This window comes from Hymenobacter sp. FMD4 (genome assembly GCF_058932745.1).
In genome coordinates this window covers 171482-192437 of record NZ_JBZYWH010000003.1, presented here as the reverse complement: position 1 = coordinate 192437, position 20956 = coordinate 171482, and the positions used below count along the sequence as shown (strand labels likewise).

The 20956-nt window shown below is 59.5% G+C and carries 15 protein-coding genes and 2 tRNA genes; 14 read left to right on the top strand and 3 right to left on the bottom strand.

Translation table 11 applies throughout. The annotated features are described in order from the left end of the window. Positions 1 to 2: 2 nt before the first annotated feature. Positions 3 to 76, bottom strand: a tRNA-Pro gene (locus AC5FXY_RS04695). 81 nt (positions 77 to 157) lie between these two features. Beyond that, a tRNA-Ser gene (locus tag AC5FXY_RS04690) sits at positions 158 to 245 on the bottom strand. A 309-nt stretch (positions 246 to 554) separates the two neighbouring features. On the opposite strand from AC5FXY_RS04690, the gene AC5FXY_RS04685 reads away from it, so the two are divergent. The 14 genes from AC5FXY_RS04685 (at position 555) to AC5FXY_RS04620 (ending at position 20523) form a co-directional block, all read left to right on the top strand. Beyond that, complete coding sequence (locus tag AC5FXY_RS04685; RefSeq protein ID WP_493555480.1) at positions 555 to 1385, top strand: VWA domain-containing protein; 831 nt, start codon at positions 555 to 557, stop codon at positions 1383 to 1385. Next, positions 1385 to 2275 carry a hypothetical protein gene (locus AC5FXY_RS04680; protein ID WP_493555479.1) on the top strand — a complete coding sequence of 297 codons (891 nt, stop codon included), beginning with the start codon at positions 1385 to 1387 and terminating at the stop codon, positions 2273 to 2275. The genes AC5FXY_RS04685 and AC5FXY_RS04680 overlap by 1 nt, the downstream gene beginning before the upstream one ends. A 128-nt stretch (positions 2276 to 2403) precedes the next feature. After that, complete coding sequence (locus AC5FXY_RS04675; RefSeq protein WP_493555478.1) at positions 2404 to 3585, top strand: acetyl-CoA C-acyltransferase; 1182 nt, start codon at positions 2404 to 2406, stop codon at positions 3583 to 3585. Between the two features lie 207 nt (positions 3586 to 3792). Further along, the gene (locus AC5FXY_RS04670) at positions 3793 to 5199 is read left to right on the top strand and encodes a toxin-antitoxin system YwqK family antitoxin (protein ID WP_493555477.1); all 1407 of its coding nucleotides are present in this window, start codon (positions 3793 to 3795) and stop codon (positions 5197 to 5199) included. Positions 5200 to 6086: 887 nt separating this feature from the next. Beyond that, positions 6087 to 6542, top strand: coding sequence for a carboxypeptidase-like regulatory domain-containing protein (locus AC5FXY_RS04665; protein WP_493555476.1), 456 nt, complete (start codon positions 6087 to 6089; stop codon positions 6540 to 6542). Between the two features lie 246 nt (positions 6543 to 6788). Beyond that, positions 6789 to 9260 carry a TonB-dependent receptor gene (locus tag AC5FXY_RS04660; protein ID WP_493555475.1) on the top strand — a complete coding sequence of 824 codons (2472 nt, stop codon included), beginning with the start codon at positions 6789 to 6791 and terminating at the stop codon, positions 9258 to 9260. A 244-nt stretch (positions 9261 to 9504) separates the two neighbouring features. Then, a complete protein-coding gene (locus AC5FXY_RS04655) occupies positions 9505 to 11991 on the top strand; it encodes a TonB-dependent receptor (protein ID WP_493555474.1) in 2487 nt (828 codons plus the stop codon). 293 nt (positions 11992 to 12284) lie between these two features. Continuing rightward, positions 12285 to 12773 (top strand): carboxypeptidase regulatory-like domain-containing protein, encoded by a 489-nt coding sequence (locus AC5FXY_RS04650; protein ID WP_493555473.1) that lies wholly within the window; start codon positions 12285 to 12287, stop codon positions 12771 to 12773. A gap of 165 nt (positions 12774 to 12938) precedes the next feature. Continuing rightward, positions 12939 to 13589: a TIGR02117 family protein gene (locus AC5FXY_RS04645; protein WP_493555472.1), complete on the top strand. Its 651-nt coding sequence runs from the start codon at positions 12939 to 12941 to the stop codon at positions 13587 to 13589. Positions 13590 to 13824: 235 nt separating this feature from the next. Continuing rightward, positions 13825 to 15219, top strand: coding sequence for a histidine--tRNA ligase (gene hisS, locus AC5FXY_RS04640; RefSeq protein WP_493555471.1), 1395 nt, complete (start codon positions 13825 to 13827; stop codon positions 15217 to 15219). A 187-nt stretch (positions 15220 to 15406) separates the two neighbouring features. After that, positions 15407 to 16903, top strand: a complete 1497-nt coding sequence (gene hutH / locus AC5FXY_RS04635) for a histidine ammonia-lyase (RefSeq protein ID WP_493555470.1) — start codon at positions 15407 to 15409, stop codon at positions 16901 to 16903. Positions 16904 to 16979: 76 nt separating this feature from the next. Next, positions 16980 to 18953, top strand: coding sequence for a T9SS type B sorting domain-containing protein (locus AC5FXY_RS04630; RefSeq protein ID WP_493555469.1), 1974 nt, complete (start codon positions 16980 to 16982; stop codon positions 18951 to 18953). Between the two features lie 135 nt (positions 18954 to 19088). Continuing rightward, on the top strand, positions 19089 to 19424 hold the full coding sequence (locus AC5FXY_RS04625; protein ID WP_493555468.1) for a YbaB/EbfC family nucleoid-associated protein: 336 nt from the start codon (positions 19089 to 19091) through the stop codon (positions 19422 to 19424). Further along, entirely contained in the window at positions 19414 to 20523 is a 1110-nt protein-coding gene (locus AC5FXY_RS04620) for a glycosyltransferase family 2 protein (RefSeq protein ID WP_493555467.1), read from the top strand. The genes AC5FXY_RS04625 and AC5FXY_RS04620 overlap by 11 nt, the downstream gene beginning before the upstream one ends. 89 nt (positions 20524 to 20612) lie before the next feature. On the opposite strand, the gene AC5FXY_RS04615 is transcribed toward AC5FXY_RS04620, so the two are convergent. After that, positions 20613 to 20831: a PspC domain-containing protein gene (locus tag AC5FXY_RS04615; RefSeq protein ID WP_493555466.1), complete on the bottom strand. Its 219-nt coding sequence runs from the start codon at positions 20829 to 20831 to the stop codon at positions 20613 to 20615. Positions 20832 to 20956: the final 125 nt, after the last annotated feature.

Genomic DNA, 20956 nt, shown 5'->3' with positions numbered 1-20956 from the left:
TGTCGGGGTGGCAGGATTCGAACCTGCGGCCTCCTGCTCCCAAAGCAGGCGCGATACCGGGCTACGCTACACCCCGAGAAGCAGAAATGTTGAACGCCGAGGGTCAAAACGTTGAAGCCATCGGCATTCAACCCTCAACATTCAACATTTCAAAGTGCGGAGAGGGGGGGATTCGAACCCCCGGTAGCCTTTAGAGCTACGGCAGTTTAGCAAACTACTGGTTTCAGCCACTCACCCACCTCTCCGTGTTGTGGCAAATTCGAAGGGCCGCTTGCCCTTTGGTGGCGCAAATATACAAGCGGCATTTGGAAAACAACCGACCGTGAAAAAAAAATCTACGTTTCAGCTCTTCTGGGCCATTATCTTTGACTTCCACCCTTGCCGGCTTCAGGCCTCATTTGATGCTTACTTGGCTGTATTCCTGGACCCAATGGGAGACCATAGTTCTGACGGCTACACTCTTCCTGTATGCCGGGTATGCTCTGCGCACGGCACGCTTGGCGCGCCCTATGGGCCAAAGCGGATGGCGCGTGTTGTTCAAATTTCTTCCCCGCATGTTAGCCCTTGGTCTGCTGCTGATAGCATTGCTAGGACCAGCCTATGGCCTTACACAACGGGCTGTACGCACGGCCGGTAAGGACCTGTGGCTTATGGTAGACCTTTCGCGCTCCATGGATGCAGTGGACGTAGCCCCTACCCGACTGCAGAAAGCCCGGGCCGAGCTCCAGGAATTGGTGCAACGATTTCCAGCTGACCGCATTGGCCTGATCGTGTTCAGTTCGGAAGCTTTTGTACACTGCCCACTGACATATGACCAGAACACGCTGTTGCTGCTGCTGAATACGCTTGAAACGCGTTTGGTACCTGCAGGCAGTACTAATCTGACTCACCCATTAAATCTAGCCATGACGCGAATGGTGGCTAGTTCCATACCCAACACCAGCCCCGAGGCAGCGCCCCGGGCCACTGCTTTGGTGCTGATCAGCGACGGAGAGGATTTTAGCGACAACATGGACGCCACGGTGCGGGAACTGGTGCGCAGCGGCATGCGCCTGTATACCGTGGGCGTAGGCACCACTGAGGGAGGCCGTATTCCGCGGGCGGGCGGTTACCTGCCCGATGCACAGGGCAAGCCAGTGGTAACCCGGCTCCAGCCAGCGGCATTGCGCCGTCTCTCGGAGGCGACGGGCGGCGTATATGTGGAGCTTACCAACCGCCGCAATGAGTTTCCACTGCTGTTGCGGGCGCTCAACCGCTTAGAGGGCCAAACGCAACAGGTTAGAACTGTAACAGTCGCCGACAACCGCTATGAGTATCCGTTAATTGCGGCACTGGTGCTACTAGCCTTGGACGCCGTACTCGCTTTCACCGTTATTAAGCCCTAATGCGGATTTTCGTTGCATTGCTGCTGCTTATCGGGGAAGGTTGGTGGGGCACGTTCCAGCGGGTGGACCAAGCCAACCAAGCGCTGCGACAGGCTGAAACGGCTTATGCCCGCCGCGACTATGCCAAAGCAGCCACTGCATATGATCGGGCTCGGAGCCTGGGGGCCACTTCTGAGCAGCTATACCTGAACCTTGGGCACGCTTATAGCCAAGCTGGTGATGCCGCTGCGGCCCGCGAAGCCTATGGCACCCTCACCCAGAGCAAATCGGCGGTGACGCGGAGCGTGGCCCGGCAGCAACTGGGCGTACTGGCTGCTCAGGCAGGCAACTATGCCCAAGCCACAACTTTGCTTCGCCAAGCTCTGCACGATAACCCAGGCAACGCCACGGCTCGGTTCAACTATGAATTGTTGCGCTCATATCAGGGCCGGCGTACCCCTCCCCAACTCCCACCTCCGCCCCCACCGGCCCGCAAGCCGGACGCGCAGAAAGGCGGCAGCGGCTCGTCGGCAGATCAAATGGCGGGGGGCCAAGCTCCGCCGCAGCCATCAGCTGGGTCAGGAGGCAACGACGCCGGTGGGGCCAGAAGCGGCAACACCGGCAGCGGCCAGCAGCGCGCCATGGCCCAAGGCAGTAGCCCTGGAACCGAAAGAGGCCTAGATACCGGAGCCGCTAGTGAGCAGTCGGGCAGCAACGAAGCAGCTACCAATCAAGGCGCTTCGGCGGCTGACCGGCGCGTAATCACGCAACAGCGGCTGCAGCCACTGAACCTGAGTGAGGCGCAGGCCCGGCAGCTGCTGGATGCGCTGCAAGCGGCGGAGCAGCAGTACCTGCAGCAACTGCCGCACCGGGCCACGCAGCGGCCCGATCCTCGCAAGCCGGCTTGGTAATGGCACGAGCACGTCACCGAGCCGGTTCAGTGCCAGCCTTACCCCGAAAATTCCTATTACTTTTGACTTGCTGCTGACCGCAGCTTAGAACAGACAATCTACTCTCCCAACCCACCCTTTCTACTTTCATGCAAATCAAAGAAGTCTATGTCATTTCGGCCGTGCGCACGCCCATCGGTAGCTTCGGGGGCAGCCTGGCCTCGCTGTCGGCTACGGAGCTAGGCGGCATTGCCTTGAAAGGTGCCCTTGAAAAAGCCGGTGTCGACCCGAAAGAGGTGCAACAGGTAATCATGGGCAACGTGATTTCGGCCAACCTAGGTCAGGCCCCGGCCCGTCAGGCGGCGCTCAAGGCCGGTCTGGGCTACGAGGTGGAATGCACCACCGTCAATAAAGTCTGTGCTTCGGGCTCGAAAGCCATTATGATGGCTGCCCAAGCCATCATGCTCGGCCACGCCGATGTGGTACTGGCCGGCGGCATGGAAAGCATGTCGAACGTTCCTTACTACTTGGAGAAGGCTCGCTTCGGAGCGAAATACGGCCACGGTCAGATGATCGACGGCCTGATGAAAGATGGCCTGTGGGACCCCTACCACGACTACGCCATGGGCAACGCAGCAGAAAACACGGCCAAGGAAATGGGCATTACCCGCGAAGAGCAGGATGCTTTTGCCATCGAGTCGTACACGCGTAGCGCCAACGCAGCTAAAGCCGGCAAGAAGAAAAACGAAATCGTTCCGGTAACTATCGAAAGCCGCGGTAAGACCACGGTGATTGAGGACGACGAGGAGTACCTGAAAGTAGATTTCGCGAAAGTGCCGGGCTTGAAGCCGGCTTTCATCAAGGAAGGTACCGTAACGGCCGCTAACGCCTCTACCCTGAACGACGGCGCAGCCGCCGTACTGCTGATGAGCAAGGAAAAAGCTGAGCAGTTGGGCGTAGTGGGCATCGCGCAGGTTCTGGGCTTTGCTGATGCTGAGCAGGCGCCGGAGTGGTTTACCACCTCCCCCGCACTGGCCATTCCGAAAGCACTGAAGTACGCCGGTGTAGCGCCGGAGCAGGTTGACTTCTACGAAATCAACGAGGCTTTCTCAGTGGTTTCGCTGGCTAACAACAAGCTGCTGAACCTGGAAGGCACCAAAGTAAACGTGTACGGCGGTGCCGTGTCGCTGGGCCACCCGCTGGGGGCATCAGGCGCGCGTATCGTGAGCACGCTGCTGAACGTGATGAACAACGAAGGTGGCAGCATCGGCGTGACGGGCATCTGCAACGGTGGCGGCGGCGCTAGCAGCCTCGTGTTCAAGAAGCTGTAGCACGTCAGAATTACCGATTGAGTTCTGTAGGCTACTGCCCCGCGCCGCAAGGTGCGGGGCAGTTTGCGTTTGGACGCTTTCGCATTCGAAGCAGCACTTATGGCAGCCGGCTATTGTTGAGCCGGCAGAATGCTACATCTTGCTTTTTAATTCGGCACAATTTTTTGCGCACCGCTGCTGTTACTTTGAACGCGCATACTGAATAGCATGAACAAACTACTGCTAGCGGGGCTGCTCCTGCTGCTGGCGGCTCCGGCCTGGGCCCAGCGTCCCCGCGTCCTGACGACCTACTTCGACACTACCCGCACTAAGAAACGTGAGGTATACCGGGCGCTGGTAGGGCGTGACACCGTGATGCAAGGCACTTACAAACGCTTTTACCGATCTGGCAAACAAGAAGTACAGACGAGCTACCGCGCCGGCAAGCCCGACAGTGCTTACGTAGAGTTCTTCGAGACCGGACAGCGTCGCCTAGAAGTAACCTTCCGGGAAGGCCAGCGCCAGGGCCCCTTCCGCACCTTCTACCCCAGCGGCAAAATAGCGCAGGAAGGCACCTACGAAGACGATCAACCCAACGGCACCATCAAGATGTATCACCCCTCGGGTGAGCTAAAGCTGGAAACGACGCTGGACCGCGGCCAACCCAGCGGCGTAGTTCGGCAAGTGTACGCCTCAGGCAAGCCCCAGGTAGAAATGACCTATCAGAACGGGCAACCCAACGGCGTGGTGCGCACTTACTTTCCCAGCGGGCAGCTCCAAAGTGAAGGCACCTACCGCAATGGCTTGTTGTCCGGGGGATACAAGACCTGGTTTGAGAATGGTCAGCTGGAAACCGACGTGACCATGGATAAAACCGGCCGCGGAACCATGCGCACGTACTACCCATCGGGCAAGCTTAAGACCGAAGGCAACTACGTACCGGCCACTGCTGCTACGCGCCCCGTTACCAACCAGCTCGGCGACGACCTAACCAAACGTGCCAAGCAAATGGCTCCTGGCACGGCCAACCTGGAAGGGTTGGTAAAGACTTATTACGAAGACGGGCAGCCCAAAAGCACCCAGAACTACAAAGCCGGCGTGCTGGCAGGCCAGTCGCGCTACTTTTACCCTTCCGGCAAGCTGGAGCAGGAAGCCAGCTACTCGAATGCGGGCAAGGACTACAAGGCTAAGCTGTTTTACGAAGACGGTGCCCTGAAGCAGGAGCAGGAATTTAAGAGCGGCTTGCGTACCGGTACCTGGCGCAGCTTCTATCCCGATGGCAAGCAGCTACAGCGTAAGGAAACCTATCTCAACGGCCGCTTGGCCGGCGAGCAGCTCAGCTACCACCCCAATGGACAGTTGCAGCGCAAAGTGACTTACGAAGGCAACAAAGCGAGCGGGCTGGAGCAAGAATATTTCGAGTCGGGTAAGCTGCGCAGCGAGACTACCTGGAAGTCTGGCCTTAAATCGGGCCCGTACCGCTTGCTACGAGAAGACGGCACTCAAGAAGCGGCCGGGCAATTTCGCAACAATAGGGAAACCGGAGTATGGAGTTACTTCGGTCCCGACGGTAAGACCGTAACCGAGAGGAAAACGTACCGAAATGGCCAGGTAGTTACTACGCCTAGCAAGTAAAAGTAAACCGCCAGTCTTCTTAGGCTGGCGGTTTTTTTATGCCGTGTTAGCTGCTTACAAGTTCGGCACGGCTGCCGATGTCAAGCCACAAGTAGTAGGTCAAGTAATTAGTCCTGCTTCTTGTGGCATCAACTTGGTTGTGGCGGTGTCTTTAAGGCGAGCCACAATCCCCAAGGGCAACCAGCTTAAAATATTTTCCTTAGGCGCTGTAACCAATGGGCGAAATCAAAGTTTCTACCGCCGATCAAAGAAAAATTTATTGGCCCATGCATCCTACGAAATAGTTCGTAGTCATTGAAACGAAGTGAGAGTGAAAAGCATAACGGACCGCGGCCGTTGTGTACTTGCTCCTTACCTCAGCGCTACCTGGCAGCTTCCTTTATAGCTGTTTGGTTTTGAACTCAGGCCAACAGGCTTTCTCAGCAGGCTGTTGCGATTACAAAACGTGCTTTGCCTTGGGAATAACTGCTTGATGATGTTGAGCGACTCAGAAGCAAAAGATTTTCTAAAGGCTAGGCAACTGATAACAAAAGGCTTCCATCTAGTCATCAAAAGCCGCTCCAGATATCGGAAAAGCGGAATTGAAGATTAACAATAAAAAAATATCAACAGTACCTTGCGTTACAAAGTACCTATCATTACCTTTGAAACGTTGAAACTAACCACCGCCATCAGAGCTCGGTAACCGACCGGGCAAAGGCAGCCCCAGGGCTACCACCTGCATGTGCAACACTGGTGACAATCAGCTTTAAAACCGCTTTTTAGCGCTGCTGATCGTCTTTTTTCGTCTGCCTTCACTGGTCGGACGGACAGCACTGAGTGGAACCGCGGCCACCAGCTGCCCGACGGCAAACCCCGTTCGTGTAACCTTTTTCGTCTTTTCAGTCATGTCATTCTCCCTGATTCACCGCGCTCTGTTGGGCGCTGGCCTACTCGCCGCATCCATTTCTCAACCTGCTGCCGCCAACTTCTCGGAGCCCACCTCGGCATCGGCTTCCAGCGTTCAGATTACCGGTTCCTTCACCGGTTTCCTGATCGATCAGTACACCGGCCGTCCCGTCGAAAATGCTGTAGTAGCACTAATGCGCCAGGAAAATGAGCAGCTTACTGCCGGCGCTGTGACAGCCGAAAATGGTGAATTCCGCCTTGATCGGGCTGCTTTTGGCCACTATACCCTACACGTAGAAGTGCCCGGCTACTTGCCTCTGCATGAAACTATTACGCTGGCTGCCGGCCGCAACTTGATCGACCTGGGTACTTATGGCCTCATCCCGGTAAACACGAAAGTAATTGCCAATAAGACACTGCCCGCCAACGCGGTAGCTCTGGCCACTAAGCCTTAGGCACCACTCTTATGTGCCTGTTGCTCCCTCATCGCACCATTGCCTTTATACCAGCACCCAGCTGGCCATACCAAGAAACGGGAGCGAGTGCCCGCATCAGGTACTCGCTCCCCCACCGGGAGCATTAGACTGCCCAGTCCTTTGCGGAGTAAAATCCGCCTTTTTTTCGGCCATGTACCTTGTTTTACCAAGTACTAGCCATTACTACAGGTGTTTTCGCTCGCACTTCTACTTGCCAGACTTCACATGATGTTTACTTCTTACTCCCGGTTTATTGGCTTTACAGCCGGTCTATGTGCTTCGGCTGTTTCATCTGCCCTGGCCCAAAATCCAAGCGCTGTTTCCGGTTCGCTGCTGGACAACGCCAATCAGCAGCCCCTGCCCTTCGCTAATGTGCTGCTGCTGAGGGCTCAGGACTCCACACTGGTCACGGGCACAGCTACCAACGACGCAGGTCGTTTTCGACTGGAGAAGGTGGCATCGGGCAGCTACACCTTGCGGGCTACGGTGCTGGGCTACCAGCCGCTGCGCCGCAAAGTGGTGGTAACGGGCAGCCAAACTGAAATGGATCTGGGCAATGTTGCGCTTACGCCTCTTGTCACTGAACTAAAGGGTGTGACGGTAACTGGCGAGCGGGCAGCTGTGGAGGACAACCTGGATAAGAAAGTTATCAACGTAGAAAAAGACCTGACCAGCGTGGGTGGCACGGCCGTGAACGTGTTACAGAATGTGCCTTCCGTGGCTGTAGCGGCCGATGGCACCGTGAGCATGCGCGGCAGCTCAAACATTACCATTCTCATTGATGGCAAGCCGACGGGGGCAGCCAACGGAGGGGTGGGCAACCGACTGGAGCAGATTCCGGCCAGCAGCATTGAGAAGGTGGAAGTAGTGACCAACCCATCGGCCCGCTACGATGCGGCCGGCGCTGGGGGCGTCATCAACATCATCCTGAAAAAGCAGAAGAAGGACGGTTACAACGGACAAGCAACCTTTACGACCGGCACCCGCGACAAATACAACGGCAGCGTAAGTCTAAACCGCCGCGCGGGCAAGCTCAACCTGTTTGGCTCGGCCGACATGCGCGACATGCGTTTCCGCAGCAATCAGTGGACTAATCAGCTGGTGGAAACGGAAAGCGTACGCCAAAGCACGTACCAGACGGGCCGTAACCTACGCCACAACAAGACTTATAGTGGCCGCTTCGGCTTCGACCTGACGCTGCCAGCCAACCAAAGCCTGACGGTAACCCTGGAACCCAACATGAACCGCAGCGGCAACCGCGGTTGGCAAGAGGCCACCATCGCGGATGCTAATGGCATCCGGCAGATCAACAGCACCTTCGGCGTAAAGGAAAACGTAGACAACAACGAGGCTTCGGCTGATTACCGCCGGACCTGGGAAGCGCACAAAGGCCGCGAGCTGACGGCCAGCATTGGCTACGTCAACCTGACGGCTGGTGTGGTAATTGGCCAGCGTAATACCGCCGGCAGCGCTACCACCGACCTGCGCGAATGGCAGCAAGACCTTAAGGTAAATTTGCACGGAGTAAGCGGGCAGGTAGATTATGTGCACCCGCTGGGCGAAAAGCGCCGCATGGACTTCGGCGTAAAAGGCCAATGGCAAACCAATAGCGGCACCGATGATTTCCTGCAGCAGCGGGGCGAAGGCGCAGAATTTGACCGCCTACCCGAACGCTCCTACGCTTACGATTTCACGGAATACACCCAGGCCGCGTACGGCACTTATCAGCACGGCTTCGGCAAGTGGAGCATGCAGGGCGGCCTCCGGGCCGAATACACCAACACCAGCGGCGAAGTAAAGAACGGCCAAGGCCCTTTCCAGCTCGAATACCTGAACCTGTTTCCCTCGGCTACGGTAGTGCGGACGCTGGACAAAGCTGATCAGCGCGTGCAGCTGAGCTACTCGCGGCGCCTGAACCGCCCAGGATTTATGCAACTGCTGGCTTTCCCGCTGTACCAGGACCAGCGTAACTACCGCATCGGCAACCCGGCGCTGCGCCCCGAATACATCAATGCGCTGGAGCTGGGCCACCAGATGACGCTGGGCCAAGCCAATATCAGCTCAACCCTCTTCTACCGCCAGACCAACAACGCCATTCAGCGCCTGACCGCCATTGATGATGAGGCCAGCCGCCTGTACGGCAACGGAGCCTTCATCACGGCGCAGTACGCCGCCAACTTCGGGCAGGCTTACAGCTACGGCGCAGAAACTTCGATCAATCAGCCGCTGACCAAGTGGTGGCGCGTCACGGCCAATGGTTCGCTGTTCCAAACCAACGTAACGGCTGCCACCGGCAACGAATCGAGCCGCCGCACGGTATCGGGCACGGTGCGCGTGATGAACTCTTTCACCCCCACTCCCAAGCTGGATATTCAGGTGACGGGTAACTACCGCGCCGCCGTCATCACCGCCCAGGGCCGCCTGGCCCCGGTAGGAGGCATCGAAGTGGCCCTGCGCCAGCGCTTGTTCAACGACCGCGCCGCCCTTACCCTGCGCATCTCCGACATCTTCGATACCCAGCGTCAGCTTTCGGAATCCTTTGTCCGGACGCCTACTTCGGACTACACGGCCGAGTCGTACAACAAATGGGAGACGCGCGTGGGCTACCTGGGCTTTTCCTGGTACCTGGGCAAAACCAAGCCTACCAAGCGCATCGAGCAAGCCCCGCAAGGTGGTGGCGGCGGGTTTGGTGGCTAAGCAGTTTGACTCTGACAGCCTGAAGTTTAGGCCCTACCTGGGAAAGGCCCGTGCCGTTGGCGCGGGCCTTTTTGGTTTATCACATGATGATGTGACTGCGCAACCGAATGCGCAACCCACGGCTGGCAGGCTGGTCATTCGCCCAAAATAACCACCCTGCCACGGCCGCCGCGTCGCTGCCCCTAGCGCCGTCGTCGCTCCTGACGCCGGCACTAGAGTTGCCGCCCGGCCCACCTGCCATCTTATGTTTACTTCTGCTGCTTTCAGGGCCTCCACAGGCACTGGCCTGCTGGCTGCGTGCCTTACCCTGCCCGCCGCCGCCCAAACCACGGGCACTGTTTCGGGCATCTTACTGGACCAAGTCACCAAAGAGCCGCTGCCCTTTGCCAACGTGGTGCTGCTTCGGGCTCAAGACTCGACAATGGTCACGGGCGCGCAAACTAGCGAGACCGGAGCTTTTCGGCTGGAGCGCGTGCCGGCCGGCCAGTATCAGTTGCGGGCTTCGGTGCTGGGCTACGCCAGCCTGCGCCGGAAGCTAACCGTAGGGCCAACCGCTGCCGATCTGAACTTGGGCCCGGTAACGCTGGCACCTACCATTCAGCAGCTAAAAGGCGTGACGGTGACCGGCGAGCGGGCCGCCGTAATAAATGACCTCAACAAGCAGGTCATCAACGTGAGCAAGGACCTGACAAGCGTAGGCGGCACGGCCGTGAACGTGCTGCAAAATGTACCCTCGGTATCGGTAGACCAGAGTGGGCAAGTGGCGCTGCGCGGCACCCCCAACGTGACGATTTACATCGACGGCAAGCCCACCGGGGCTACTGGCAACGGCGGCTCGGCCAACCTGAGCCAGATTCCGGCCAGCAGCATCGAAAGCGTGGAGGTGATTACCAATCCCGGGGCTAAGTACGAAGCCGCGGGTGGGGGTGGCATCATCAACATCGTGCTCAAAAAGGAAAAGAAAGACGGCTTCAACGGCAACGCCGGGCTGAACCTGGGCACGGGCGAAAAGTACAACGCCACCTTGGGCCTAAACCGTCGCCAGGGCCGGTTCAATTGGTTTGGCTCTTACGATTACCGCGCCGATCAGTACCGCATCCGCTTTGATACGCGCCAACAAACCGCCAATGCCGACTGGATAACCGACACGGAGCAGGTGGCCCGGCAGGTACAACGCAACCAGACGCACGCCGGCCGCTTGGGTTTCGACTACACCCTCTCGCCTACCCAAACGCTGACCTTCACCGTGCAGCCGCGCTATAACACCCTGAACGTGCGCGAAAATCAGGTGGCCGACCTGGTGTACACCCACCGCACCAGCGGCGTGGCTACGCCCGGCCCGCTGCAAGTGCGCAGCGGCACCACCGCCCAAGTGGGTTCGGCCGATGCGGCCGTAGACTACCGCCGCACGTGGCCGGAGCAGAAGGGTCGCGAGCTGACCTTTAATGCCTTGTACTCCTTTGTAAAGGGCAACAACGTGCTGGAGCAAAAGCAAAACGAAAACCAACCCCTAGACGAGCTGCTGCAGCGGCAACCCATCAACTTTGTGTTTCCGCAAGGATCGGCGCAAGTTGATTACGTGCATCCCGTCGGGGCCAAGGGACGCTTAGAGGCGGGCCTGCGAAGCCAATTGCGCGGCACCGATGGCCGCTACGAGTTTCAGCGCCTCAACCGCGCCGAGGCCCAATACGCCCGCGTCGATTCGCTGTCGATGGACTACCGCTACTTCGACTACATCCAGGCTGGCTACGCCACCTTCCAGAACGAAAAGGGTGGATTCAGCTATCAGCTAGGCTTGCGCGCCGAGCACACCAGTAGCCGCGGCGTGGTGCACAACTCTGGTACCCGCCTCCGGCGCGACTACCTGAACCTGTTTCCTTCCCTGACGCTCAGCCAAAGCCTGCCCGGTGAGCAGCGTGTGCAGTTCAGCTACGCCCGCCGCCTCAACCGCCCCGATGTGCCGCAACTGCTGCCGCTGCGCAACTACACCGACCCGCGCAACGCCCGCCAGGGCAACCCCAACCTGCGCCCTGAGTACATCCACACGCTGGAGCTCGGCCACCAGAAACACTGGGGCCAGGCCACGCTGAGCACGACCTTGTTTGTGCGCGAAACCCGCAACCAAGTGCAGCGCTTCCGCGGCGTGGTATCGGTGGACACGCTGCGCCGCGGCAATGATAAAGTAGTGGCGGTAAACACCCTCACTTACTTCGAAAACGTGGGCTACAACCGCACTTACGGCCTGGAAATGAACCTTACGCAACCGCTCACGCCTTGGTGGCGGCTTAACCTGAACGGCTCGTTGTTCGGCAACGAAGTATCGACCAATAGCGGTACCGAAACGGACGGGCGCAACCTGGTGTACAGCACCCGCCTGAACACGAGCTTTACGCCGGTGAAAAAGTTGGATGTGCAGCTGACGGCCAACTACCGCTCGGCCACGCTCACGGCCCAGGGCCGCATCGGGGCGGTATACTCTACTGACTTGGCCGTGAAGTACAGCGTACTGCAGGACCGGGGCGCCCTCACCCTGCGCGTTTCGGACTTGTTCGATACCCAGCAGTTCAACGTGATGGCCTTCGGCCCCGGCCTCAACATGGACCTGCGCATGAAGCGCGAAACGCGCATTGCTTTCCTTGGCTTTAGCTACCGCTTCGGCAGCGAGCAAAGCCCGGCTCGGCCACGCCGCCGGGGCGAGCAGTCGCAGGGTGGTTCGGGCGTCGATTTTTAATGAGCCGCTGGCTGAAACCACATACTTGGGTGGGCGCAGCTCTAGTAACATGCTGATTACCTAAATACTGCCTTCACTTTCACATCATCGTGCGATTGATGAGCACCCCTGCCCCGATCTACCTTTGTCATGTTGGTTCGCCGCAGATAAGGCCTCGGTTACTGAATTGATTATCAGTCACCCGGCACCCGGCCAACCCTCTGATTAGCATCCACCAGCTTGACCAAACCACGCAGTACCGCGGCTGCTTGGTGCCCCTCAAGTCTTCGCACCAGTTCTTCCTGACCCCAACTATGAAAACTTCCTTTGCCTTCCGCTTTTTCCTCTCGGCTTTTGCCCTCGTATTCGCGCTGTATACCACAGCTGCCTCCAAAGTGCCGGCGGCCAACGGGCTTGATGGCCAGCTTTCGGGTATCATTCTCGATGGCGACACCCACGAGCCCATACCACAGGCCAACGTAGTGCTGCTGCGGGCCAGCGACCGTAGCTATGTAGCTACCGTCGCTACCCGCGCCGACGGCTCGTTCCAGTTCAGCCACTTGCCTTTCGGCGAGTACACCGTACAAACCACCGTGCTGGGTTACCAGCCGTTGCACCCGGTGTTTCAGCTGGATGCTCGCAAGCCCAGCGTGAAACTGGGTGAGGTAACCCTGACGCCGCTGACCGAGCCTGTGCTGAAAACCACGCCCGCTCGCATCAGCACGAAAGTGGGCCACGCCAGCTCATCGGTACTGACGGCTACGCAGCTGCACACCCGCGCCTGGTTGATCACGCGTTCGTAAGGCCAGACTGCCCTCCTTCCCGCGCCGGGGCCACAGCCACAAGCTGTGGCCCCGGCAGCGTTTGGTGGGTTACCCTCCGCGGCCGGCAGTATGAAGAGTAGCCCACCTCGCCGGGCACCTAACCAGCCGCACATGCGTTGGACCATCCGTGCACTCCGCCTGCTTATGCCCGCTTTTGCTGTTTTCGTTGCGCTGCTGATGACGGGCACCCTGGTGCCGCGCAACGCTGCTTTTCAGCAGACGCCGGGTGGAGTGCAGGTGTATGTGGTGTCGAATGGCTTTCACACCGATTTGGTGCTGCCCGTGGTAGAGCAGCGTACCGGTACCGATTGGCTTGCCCAATTCAATAACCCCGCTTGGCAAACCCGTTACCGCTATTACGATTACGTTGCCTTCGGCTGGGGTGACGAGGCGTTTTACCTGGGGTCTTACGGCGGCCGACTGCCCAAGCTCACAACGGTGTTACGCGCCCTGCTGCCCGATAAAACCCTTATGCACGTAGGCTTCTACCGCGGTTCGCCCCGCCCAGGTGAGCGGGTAGTGCCGCTACGCATTTCGGCCGAGGAGTACCAGCGGCTCAGCCACTACATCGCCCAGTCGTTCCGACCCGATTCGCTGGGCCAATGGGCGCTGCGCAACGAAGCTGGCTACGGGGCCGATGACTACTTTTTTCCCGCGCGCGGCCGTTACCACGCCCTGCGCACCTGCAATGACTGGACCAACCGCGGCCTTCAGCAAGCCGGTATACGGGCCGCGCTGAAGGCCCCTTTGGCGGCCTCGGTGATGTACCAGGTAAAGCTGGCGGCGGAGAAATAGGCGTGCCTTTAGTATCGTATAGCTAGTTCGATTGATCAGCTTTATACCCCCTTGAGCTGCGCGCGGCGAGCGGCGTGACGCAGCAAAAACTCATTATTCAATAACTGGCTGCCCACGGCTCAGTGCTGAGTTTGCCTGACTTGCCGGAAACTCCGTAGGTCAGGCTTGTTTTTCGGCCATTGGTTACGGCTTGGCGGCCCCGCTGCTACCTTTGCGGCCCTTGCCTACCATTCCCATGCAAAAACCCAGCATCCCCCGCGGCACCCGCGACTTCGGTCCCGCTCAGGTGGCCCGCCGCAACTATATCTTCGGCATCATCCGCCGCGTGTTTGAAAAGTTTGGTTACGCCCCGCTCGAAACGCCGACCATGGAAAACTTGTCGGTGCTCACCGGCAAGTACGGCGAAGAAGGCGACCAGCTCTTGTTTAAGATTCTGAATTCGGGCGACTTTCTCGATAAAGTTACCCTCGACGACCTGCAGGCCGGCTATAAGAAGGTGTTGCCCAAAGTGGCCGAAAAGGGCTTGCGCTACGACCTCACGGTGCCCTTCGCCCGCTACGTAGTGATGAACCGCGGCCAACTCACCCTGCCTTTCAAGCGCTACCAGATTCAGCCTGTGTGGCGCGCCGACCGCCCCCAACGCGGCCGCTACCGCGAGTTTGTGCAGTGCGACGCCGACGTGGTGGGCACGACTTCGCTGCTTTGCGAGGCTGAGATTGTGCTAATGATTGACGAGGTGCTGTCGACGCTCGGCCTGACGGACTTTAGCATCAAGATTAACCACCGCGGCGTGCTGTCGGGCATTTATCAGGCCCTAGGCGGTGTGGGCACCGAATCGGACTTGTTCGTGGCTATCGATAAGCTCGACAAGATTGGCCGCGAGGGCGTGACCAAAGAGCTGCTGGAGCGCGGCTTTCCTGCCGAGGCCATTGAGAAGGTCTTTAACTACTTACAAGTTGAAGGCTCCTTCGATGAAAAGCTCCAGCAGCTACGCAGCGCCTTCGGGGCTGATGGCGTGCTCACCGACGCTACTGCCGGCCCGGCCCGCGGCCTCTCCGATCTAGAGCAAGTACAGAGCTACCTTCAGGACTTCGGCTTCCAGAACTTCCACCGCCTCGATTTCGACGTGACCCTGGCCCGCGGCCTCTCCTACTACACCGGCTGCATCTTCGAAGTGAAGGTGAATAACGTGCAGATGGGCAGCATCTCGGGTGGCGGCCGCTACGACAACCTCACCGGCGCATTCGGCATGCCGGGCTTGTCGGGCGTGGGCTTCTCCTTCGGCGTCGACCGCATTTACGACGTGCTGGAAGAGTTGCAGCTCTTCCCCGAAGGCGCCGTATCGGCTCCGTTGTGCCTTATTGCAAACTTCGACGCCGAAGGCCGCGCCACCGTGCTGCCGCTGCTGCGCCAACTTCGCGACGCCGGCCTCGCGGCCGAGATGTACCCGGAAGTCAGCAAGCTCAAAAAGCAGTTTGAGTACGCCGACAAGCGCGGCATCCGCTACCTGGTGCTGGCCGGCCCCGACGAACGGACCGCTGGCGTGGTGAAGCTGCGCGACATGCGTGCTGGTACCGAGCAGACGCTGACGGCCACGGAAGTAGTGCAGCAGCTACAGGAGCTTGGCTAAGCAAGCTTCTTGCACCGCAACAGCCCAAAAGCTGATAACCACAAGTTCTCTTGGCTCCCCGCTTCAGCAGAAGCGGGGAGCTTTTTTTGCCCCGACTTTCTAACCCGATCATCGGCAAATTCCGGCCAAACGCGTAGTTTCCCGCTCCGCTTGGTCCACCCCACCCGCCGGCGGCTCTTTCCCACCCATGCCCGACAGCTTTCACCTCAACCCTGCTACTTACCTCGACCTGCCCACGCTGGAGCAAGTGCTCCACGAGAAGCGCCCCCTTGTCCTTAGCGACGACGCCCGGCAGCGCATCGAACATTGCCACCACTACCTGCACGACCGCCTGCAGCGCTCCGATGCCCCGGTGTACGGCATCAATACGGGCTTCGGCGCCCTCTGCAACACCAGCATTTCGCCCCAAGACCGCGGCCAGCTGCAGGTAAACCTGATGATGTCGCACGCCTGCGGTACGGGCGGCGAAGTGCCGCAGGAACTGGTGCGCATCATGTTGCTGCTCAAAGCCCAAAGCCTGAGCTACGGCCACAGCGGCGTGCAACTGGCCACCGTGCAGCGCCTGTTGGATTTCTACAACCGCGGCATTTACCCGATGGTGTACCAGCAAGGCTCACTCGGCGCCAGCGGCGACCTGGCTCCGCTCGCGCACCTGTGTTTGCCGCTCATCGGGCTGGGCGAAGTGCAGTTTGAAGGCTACCGCCTGGCCGCTGCCGATGCCATGCACCTGTTTAGCTGGCAGCCCATTCAGCTCGAAGCCAAGGAAGGCTTAGCCTTGCTGAACGGCACCCAGTTCATGCTCGCCTACGCCGTGCACAGCACCTTGCGGGCGCGCCGTTTGCTGCTGGCCGCTGATGTCATCGGCGCTATTTCGCTGGAAGCTTTCGACGGCCGCCCCGAGCCTTTTGATGAGCGTTTGCACCGCATCCGGCCGCACGCCGGCCAACTGGCTACTGCCCGGCACATCCGGGAACTCCTGCAAGGCAGCCAGCTGCAACAACAGGTAAAAACGGCCATTCAGGACCCTTACTCCTTCCGCTGCATGCCCCAAGTACACGGCGCTTCTCGCGACGCGGTGCAGCACGTAGCGCAGGTGGTGGAGACGGAATGCAACGCCGTAACCGACAACCCCAACATCTTCCCCGAAGGCGACGCCATTCTTTCCGGCGGCAACTTCCACGGGCAGCCGCTCGCCCTATCGCTTGATTTTCTGGCTATTGCCGTGGCCGAACTCGGTTCGATTTCGGAGCGCCGCACCTACCAGCTCATCAGCGGGCAGCGCGGCCTGCCGCCTTTCCTGGTGGCCGAGCCGGGTCTGAATTCGGGCCTGATGATTCCGCAGTACGCGGCCGCCAGCATCGTAAGCCAAAGCAAGCAGCTGTGTACCCCTGCTTCCGTCGACAGCATTGTGAGCAGCAACGGCCAAGAAGACCACGTAAGCATGGGTGCCAACGCGGCTACGAAAGCCCTGCGTGTGGTAGAAAATACCGAACAGGTCCTGGGCATTGAGCTGCTCAATGCCGTACAGGCGCTGACTTTCCGACGCCCGGCCCGCAGCTCCGAAGCACTAGAGCGCGTGGTAGAAGCGTTTAAAGCCCAGGTTCCCTTTATTGGTCAGGACCGGGTACTGTACCCCGACCTGCACGCGGCGGCACGTTTCGTTCAGACTTACGCCTGGGAATAGCTGTCCGCGCTATGCGGCTAACTCGTATTTTGCCCCGATGAACTATCAAACCAGGCCGGCGGCCGTTAGGCCAGGCATGATGCTTCGTGGTTTGCTGTTGTGGCTGTTGGTGCTGCTGACGGGCACTTCACTGCGCGCGCAAAACTGCCCCAACGATGCATTTTGCCCCACGGCCGACTTTCGGGTGTACGACGACGCCACTGGTCAGCCGCTCGACATTCCGGGCCAGGCCGTGACGGTACTGTGCGCTGGCTCGCGCATCCGCATCCGCGACCGAAGCGGACAGAACTTCCCCCGCGAAAACATCCGCTACATCTTTGGCTGCTTTTCCAGCACCAATTCCAACCTCGATACCGTCACGACTCGCACAGTACCGGCCACGCCCGGGCAGCTCATCATTCAGCAAAACACCCCCAATAACCCCAGCCTGCCGGGCTGCCCTACCGGCACCGGGCAGCTGTTCTCGCGGCGCTTTGAGGTGCGCGCCCGGCCGCAGCCCGATTTCACCTTTGCCTACTGCGGCACCACGCGCACGCAGGTGCAGCTAACCATCGTGAGCCCGCAAAGCAACGTGCGCTACGAAGTGCAGGTGGGCAACGGCCCGCGCCAGCTAGTGACCCAGCCCACGGCGGTATATACCGCCACGCCCGCTGCTACCAGCATCACAGTATACGCCAATTACACCGATGCCCGCGTTTGCGAAGGAGTTACCACGAAGCCTTATCCAGCCCAACCCACGCCGCAAGCGCCGGTGCTGCAGCGCCTGACGGTCCAGGGCAGCACCTTGCAGTTTGCTTTTGCCGCGCTGCAGCCGGAGTACCGTTACGCGCTGGAACAGGAAACCAGTTCCGGTGCTTTTCAACCGGTAACTGACATTCCAGCTACCAGCACTTCGTTTGCGTTATTGAATGCTTCCCTGAGCAGCTGCTACCGCCTGCGCCTCACCGACGCTTGCGGCACCTTGTCATTGCCCTCGGCCCCGCTGTGCCCGGTTAGCCTGACTGTTAGTTCGCTCAACGGCCAAAACCTGCTGCGCTGGACCCAGCCTGCCGGTAGCCCGGTCACGACTTACGACATCACGCGCGACAACCAGCCGCTAACGTCGCTTCCGCCCCCCGCTTCGGCCTACGACGACACGCGCGTGACCTGCGGCGTGGCGTACCGCTACCAGGTGGTGGCGCGCACCGTCTCCGGCATGTCCGAATCAGAAGTACGGAGTGTGCAGACGCTGGCCGGGCAGCCGGCGGCCGCTCCGCAGCTATCCGCTTCTTTCACCCTCGACAATGCCGTGGAGCTTGGCGTGCTCGGCTCAGCCCCTGACCCAAGTTCCCGCCTCCTGGTGCGGCGCACCCTCGGCAATACTACTGAAGACGTGTCCGCCACCAACGGTCTGCCAGTGCTCGACCGCCTAGCGTCTGTATCGCCAGAAGCCGTGCCCTGCTACACCGGCCGCCTCGCCGACCAATGCGGCAATACCTCTGCTCCCAGTGCCGCCGTTTGTCCGCCTGTGCTGGGTGCCCGCCCTGTGGCGGCTGACAACGACGAAGTGAACCTGCGCTGGGCTGAGCCCGCCGGCCAGGGCACGGGCTGGACCTACAGGCTGGTTTTGCTCGACGCCGAGGGCCGTGAAATCAGCAGCCGTACCGTTAGCAGCATCGACAATACCTTTCGCGACCCCCAGCCGCCCTCCGACCGGCAAGTGCTGCGTTACCGTCTCGCGGCTACTTCCAGCGCCGGCCGCACCGTGTACAGCAATGTGGTAACCATGGCGCGCAAGGTGCTGGTGGTGGTGCCCACAGCCTTTACGCCCAACGGGGACGGCCGCAACGACGTGCTGGAAATAAAGGGGCGCTTTATCCGCACCTTCAACTTTATGCTGTTCGACCGCAACGGCGTGGTGGTTTTCCGGGCCACCGACCGCAACCAGACCTGGGACGGCCGGGTGCGCGGCGTACAGGCGGCGCCGCAGGTTTTTTCGTTTCAGTACGAAGCCACCGACGAAACCGGCCAGCGCGTAACCCAGCGGGGCACCGTGACACTGCTGCGTTAATGCACCGCAAAAGGGCTGCTTAGGTGCTTCCGACCTCAGCGCCGTACTTTTGGCGCCGCCTGCCGGCTACGCGCAGGCATTTTGATGCCTTCCCGGCGTCATTTTTTGGATCAATAACCTTGAAAAAGACTTGTTATGTTTGACATGATGGGGATGATGGGTCGCCTGAAGGACCTGCAGGAGAAAGTAAAGCAAGCCCAGAGCGAACTACCGGGCATCACAGCCACGGCTGAGGCTGGTGGCGGAATGGTACGCGCTACTGCCAACGGCAAGCGCCAGCTGCTGAAGCTTGAAATCGACGAAACGCTGCTCACGCCGCAGGACAAAGACATGCTGGCTGACTTGGTGGTAGCCGCCGTAAACAAGGTAATGGATGAGGCTGGGGACAAAGCCAAGGAGCATCTGAAGCAGCGCACCGCGGGCCTGCTGCCCAATATTCCCGGCGTCGATTTGAGCGGATTTGGTCTCTAATACCCTTGCCCACAGCTTCGCCGCCGACGTGGCCGTGGTAATTCTAAATTGGAATGGCCGGCGCTGGTTGGAGCAGTTTCTCCCATCAGTGCTGGCTCATTCCGATGGCGCCCACATCGTGGTGGCCGACAACGCTTCCACCGACGATTCGGTGGCGTGGCTGGCGGCGCAGTACCCGCAGCAGGTGACCGTGGTGGCATTGCCGCACAACCTGGGTTTCTGCCAGGGCTACAATGCCGCGCTGGACGACGTACGCTGGATGGCCGAACCTTCTGCGGATAATGAGTCTCAAGCCAAGGCGGATCATTTCAGCTTCCGCTACTACGTGCTGCTCAATTCCGACGTGGAAGTAACGTCCGGCTGGCTGCGCCCCTTGCGTGCGTTGTTGGAAGAAAATCCTACCGCCGCCGCAGTGCAGCCTAAAATCCGGGCGTACCACGCTCCAACTCAATTTGAGTACGCCGGTGCAGCCGGCGGATACCTCGACCGCCTGGGCTACCCCTTTTGCCGCGGCCGCCTCTTCGATACGCTCGAAACCGATGAAGGCCAGTATGACGATGCCCGCCCAGTAGCCTGGGCTACTGGTGCCTGCCTCATGGTGCGAGCGGCTGATTGGCACGCGCTGCGAGGCTTGGAGCCGGCGTTTTTCGCCCATATGGAGGAAATCGATTTCTGCTGGCGTCTCTGGAATGCTGGCCGCGAGGTGTGGTATCACGGCGGCAGCACGGTGCATCACGTGGGAGGAGGCACACTACACAAATCCAACCCGCGCAAAACTTACCTCAACTTCCGCAACGGCTTGGCGCTGCTTTATAAAAACCTAGCCCCGGGAGAGCTGTGGCCTACTCTGCTCACGCGTGTGGTGCTGGACTGGGTAGCGGCCGCTCAGATGCTTACCAAAGGCCAAGCCGCCGACGCGTGGGCCGTGCTGAAAGCCCACGGGCATTTCGTTGCCAAGCTGGGCTACTGGCACCAGAAGCGCCGTTTGATTCGGCCGTGGCTGCGGGCAAAAGAACGGCCTGGCACTTATACGGGAAGTATTGTCTGGGCCTATTTCGCGCAGGGCAAGCAGCGCTTCTCCGAGCTGGGCATAAAGTAGCGGTCAGCTGATACCCTCCTAGCTTGCTACACACAACAAAGCCGCGCCCAAGCGCGGCTTTTCTTAGAAGATCTTTACCAGCTGTGGTGCTACAAGTCCCACACGGTGCTGCGCTGCCGACGCATGGCCCGCCGCATGTTCATCCAGAAGGCCAGTGCGAAGTACAGCACAATGGGCGAACCAAACGTAAAAAAGGAGGCGTACACAAACGAAAGCCGTACGCTGCTGGTCGAAAAGCCCAGCTTGTCGCCCATGGCGCTACACACGCCAAAGCTCTGTTGCTCGATAAAGTCCGTAATTCGTTTCATAGCTAGGTGATGGTCAGTGCGGATTGGCTGAAAATATAACTTGCAATTTGCCCGATGGCAAGGATCAGAGAGAGTAAATTTTGGTCTTCATGCGTCCAAACCAAGCCAAATTGCGTTTAGGGTCC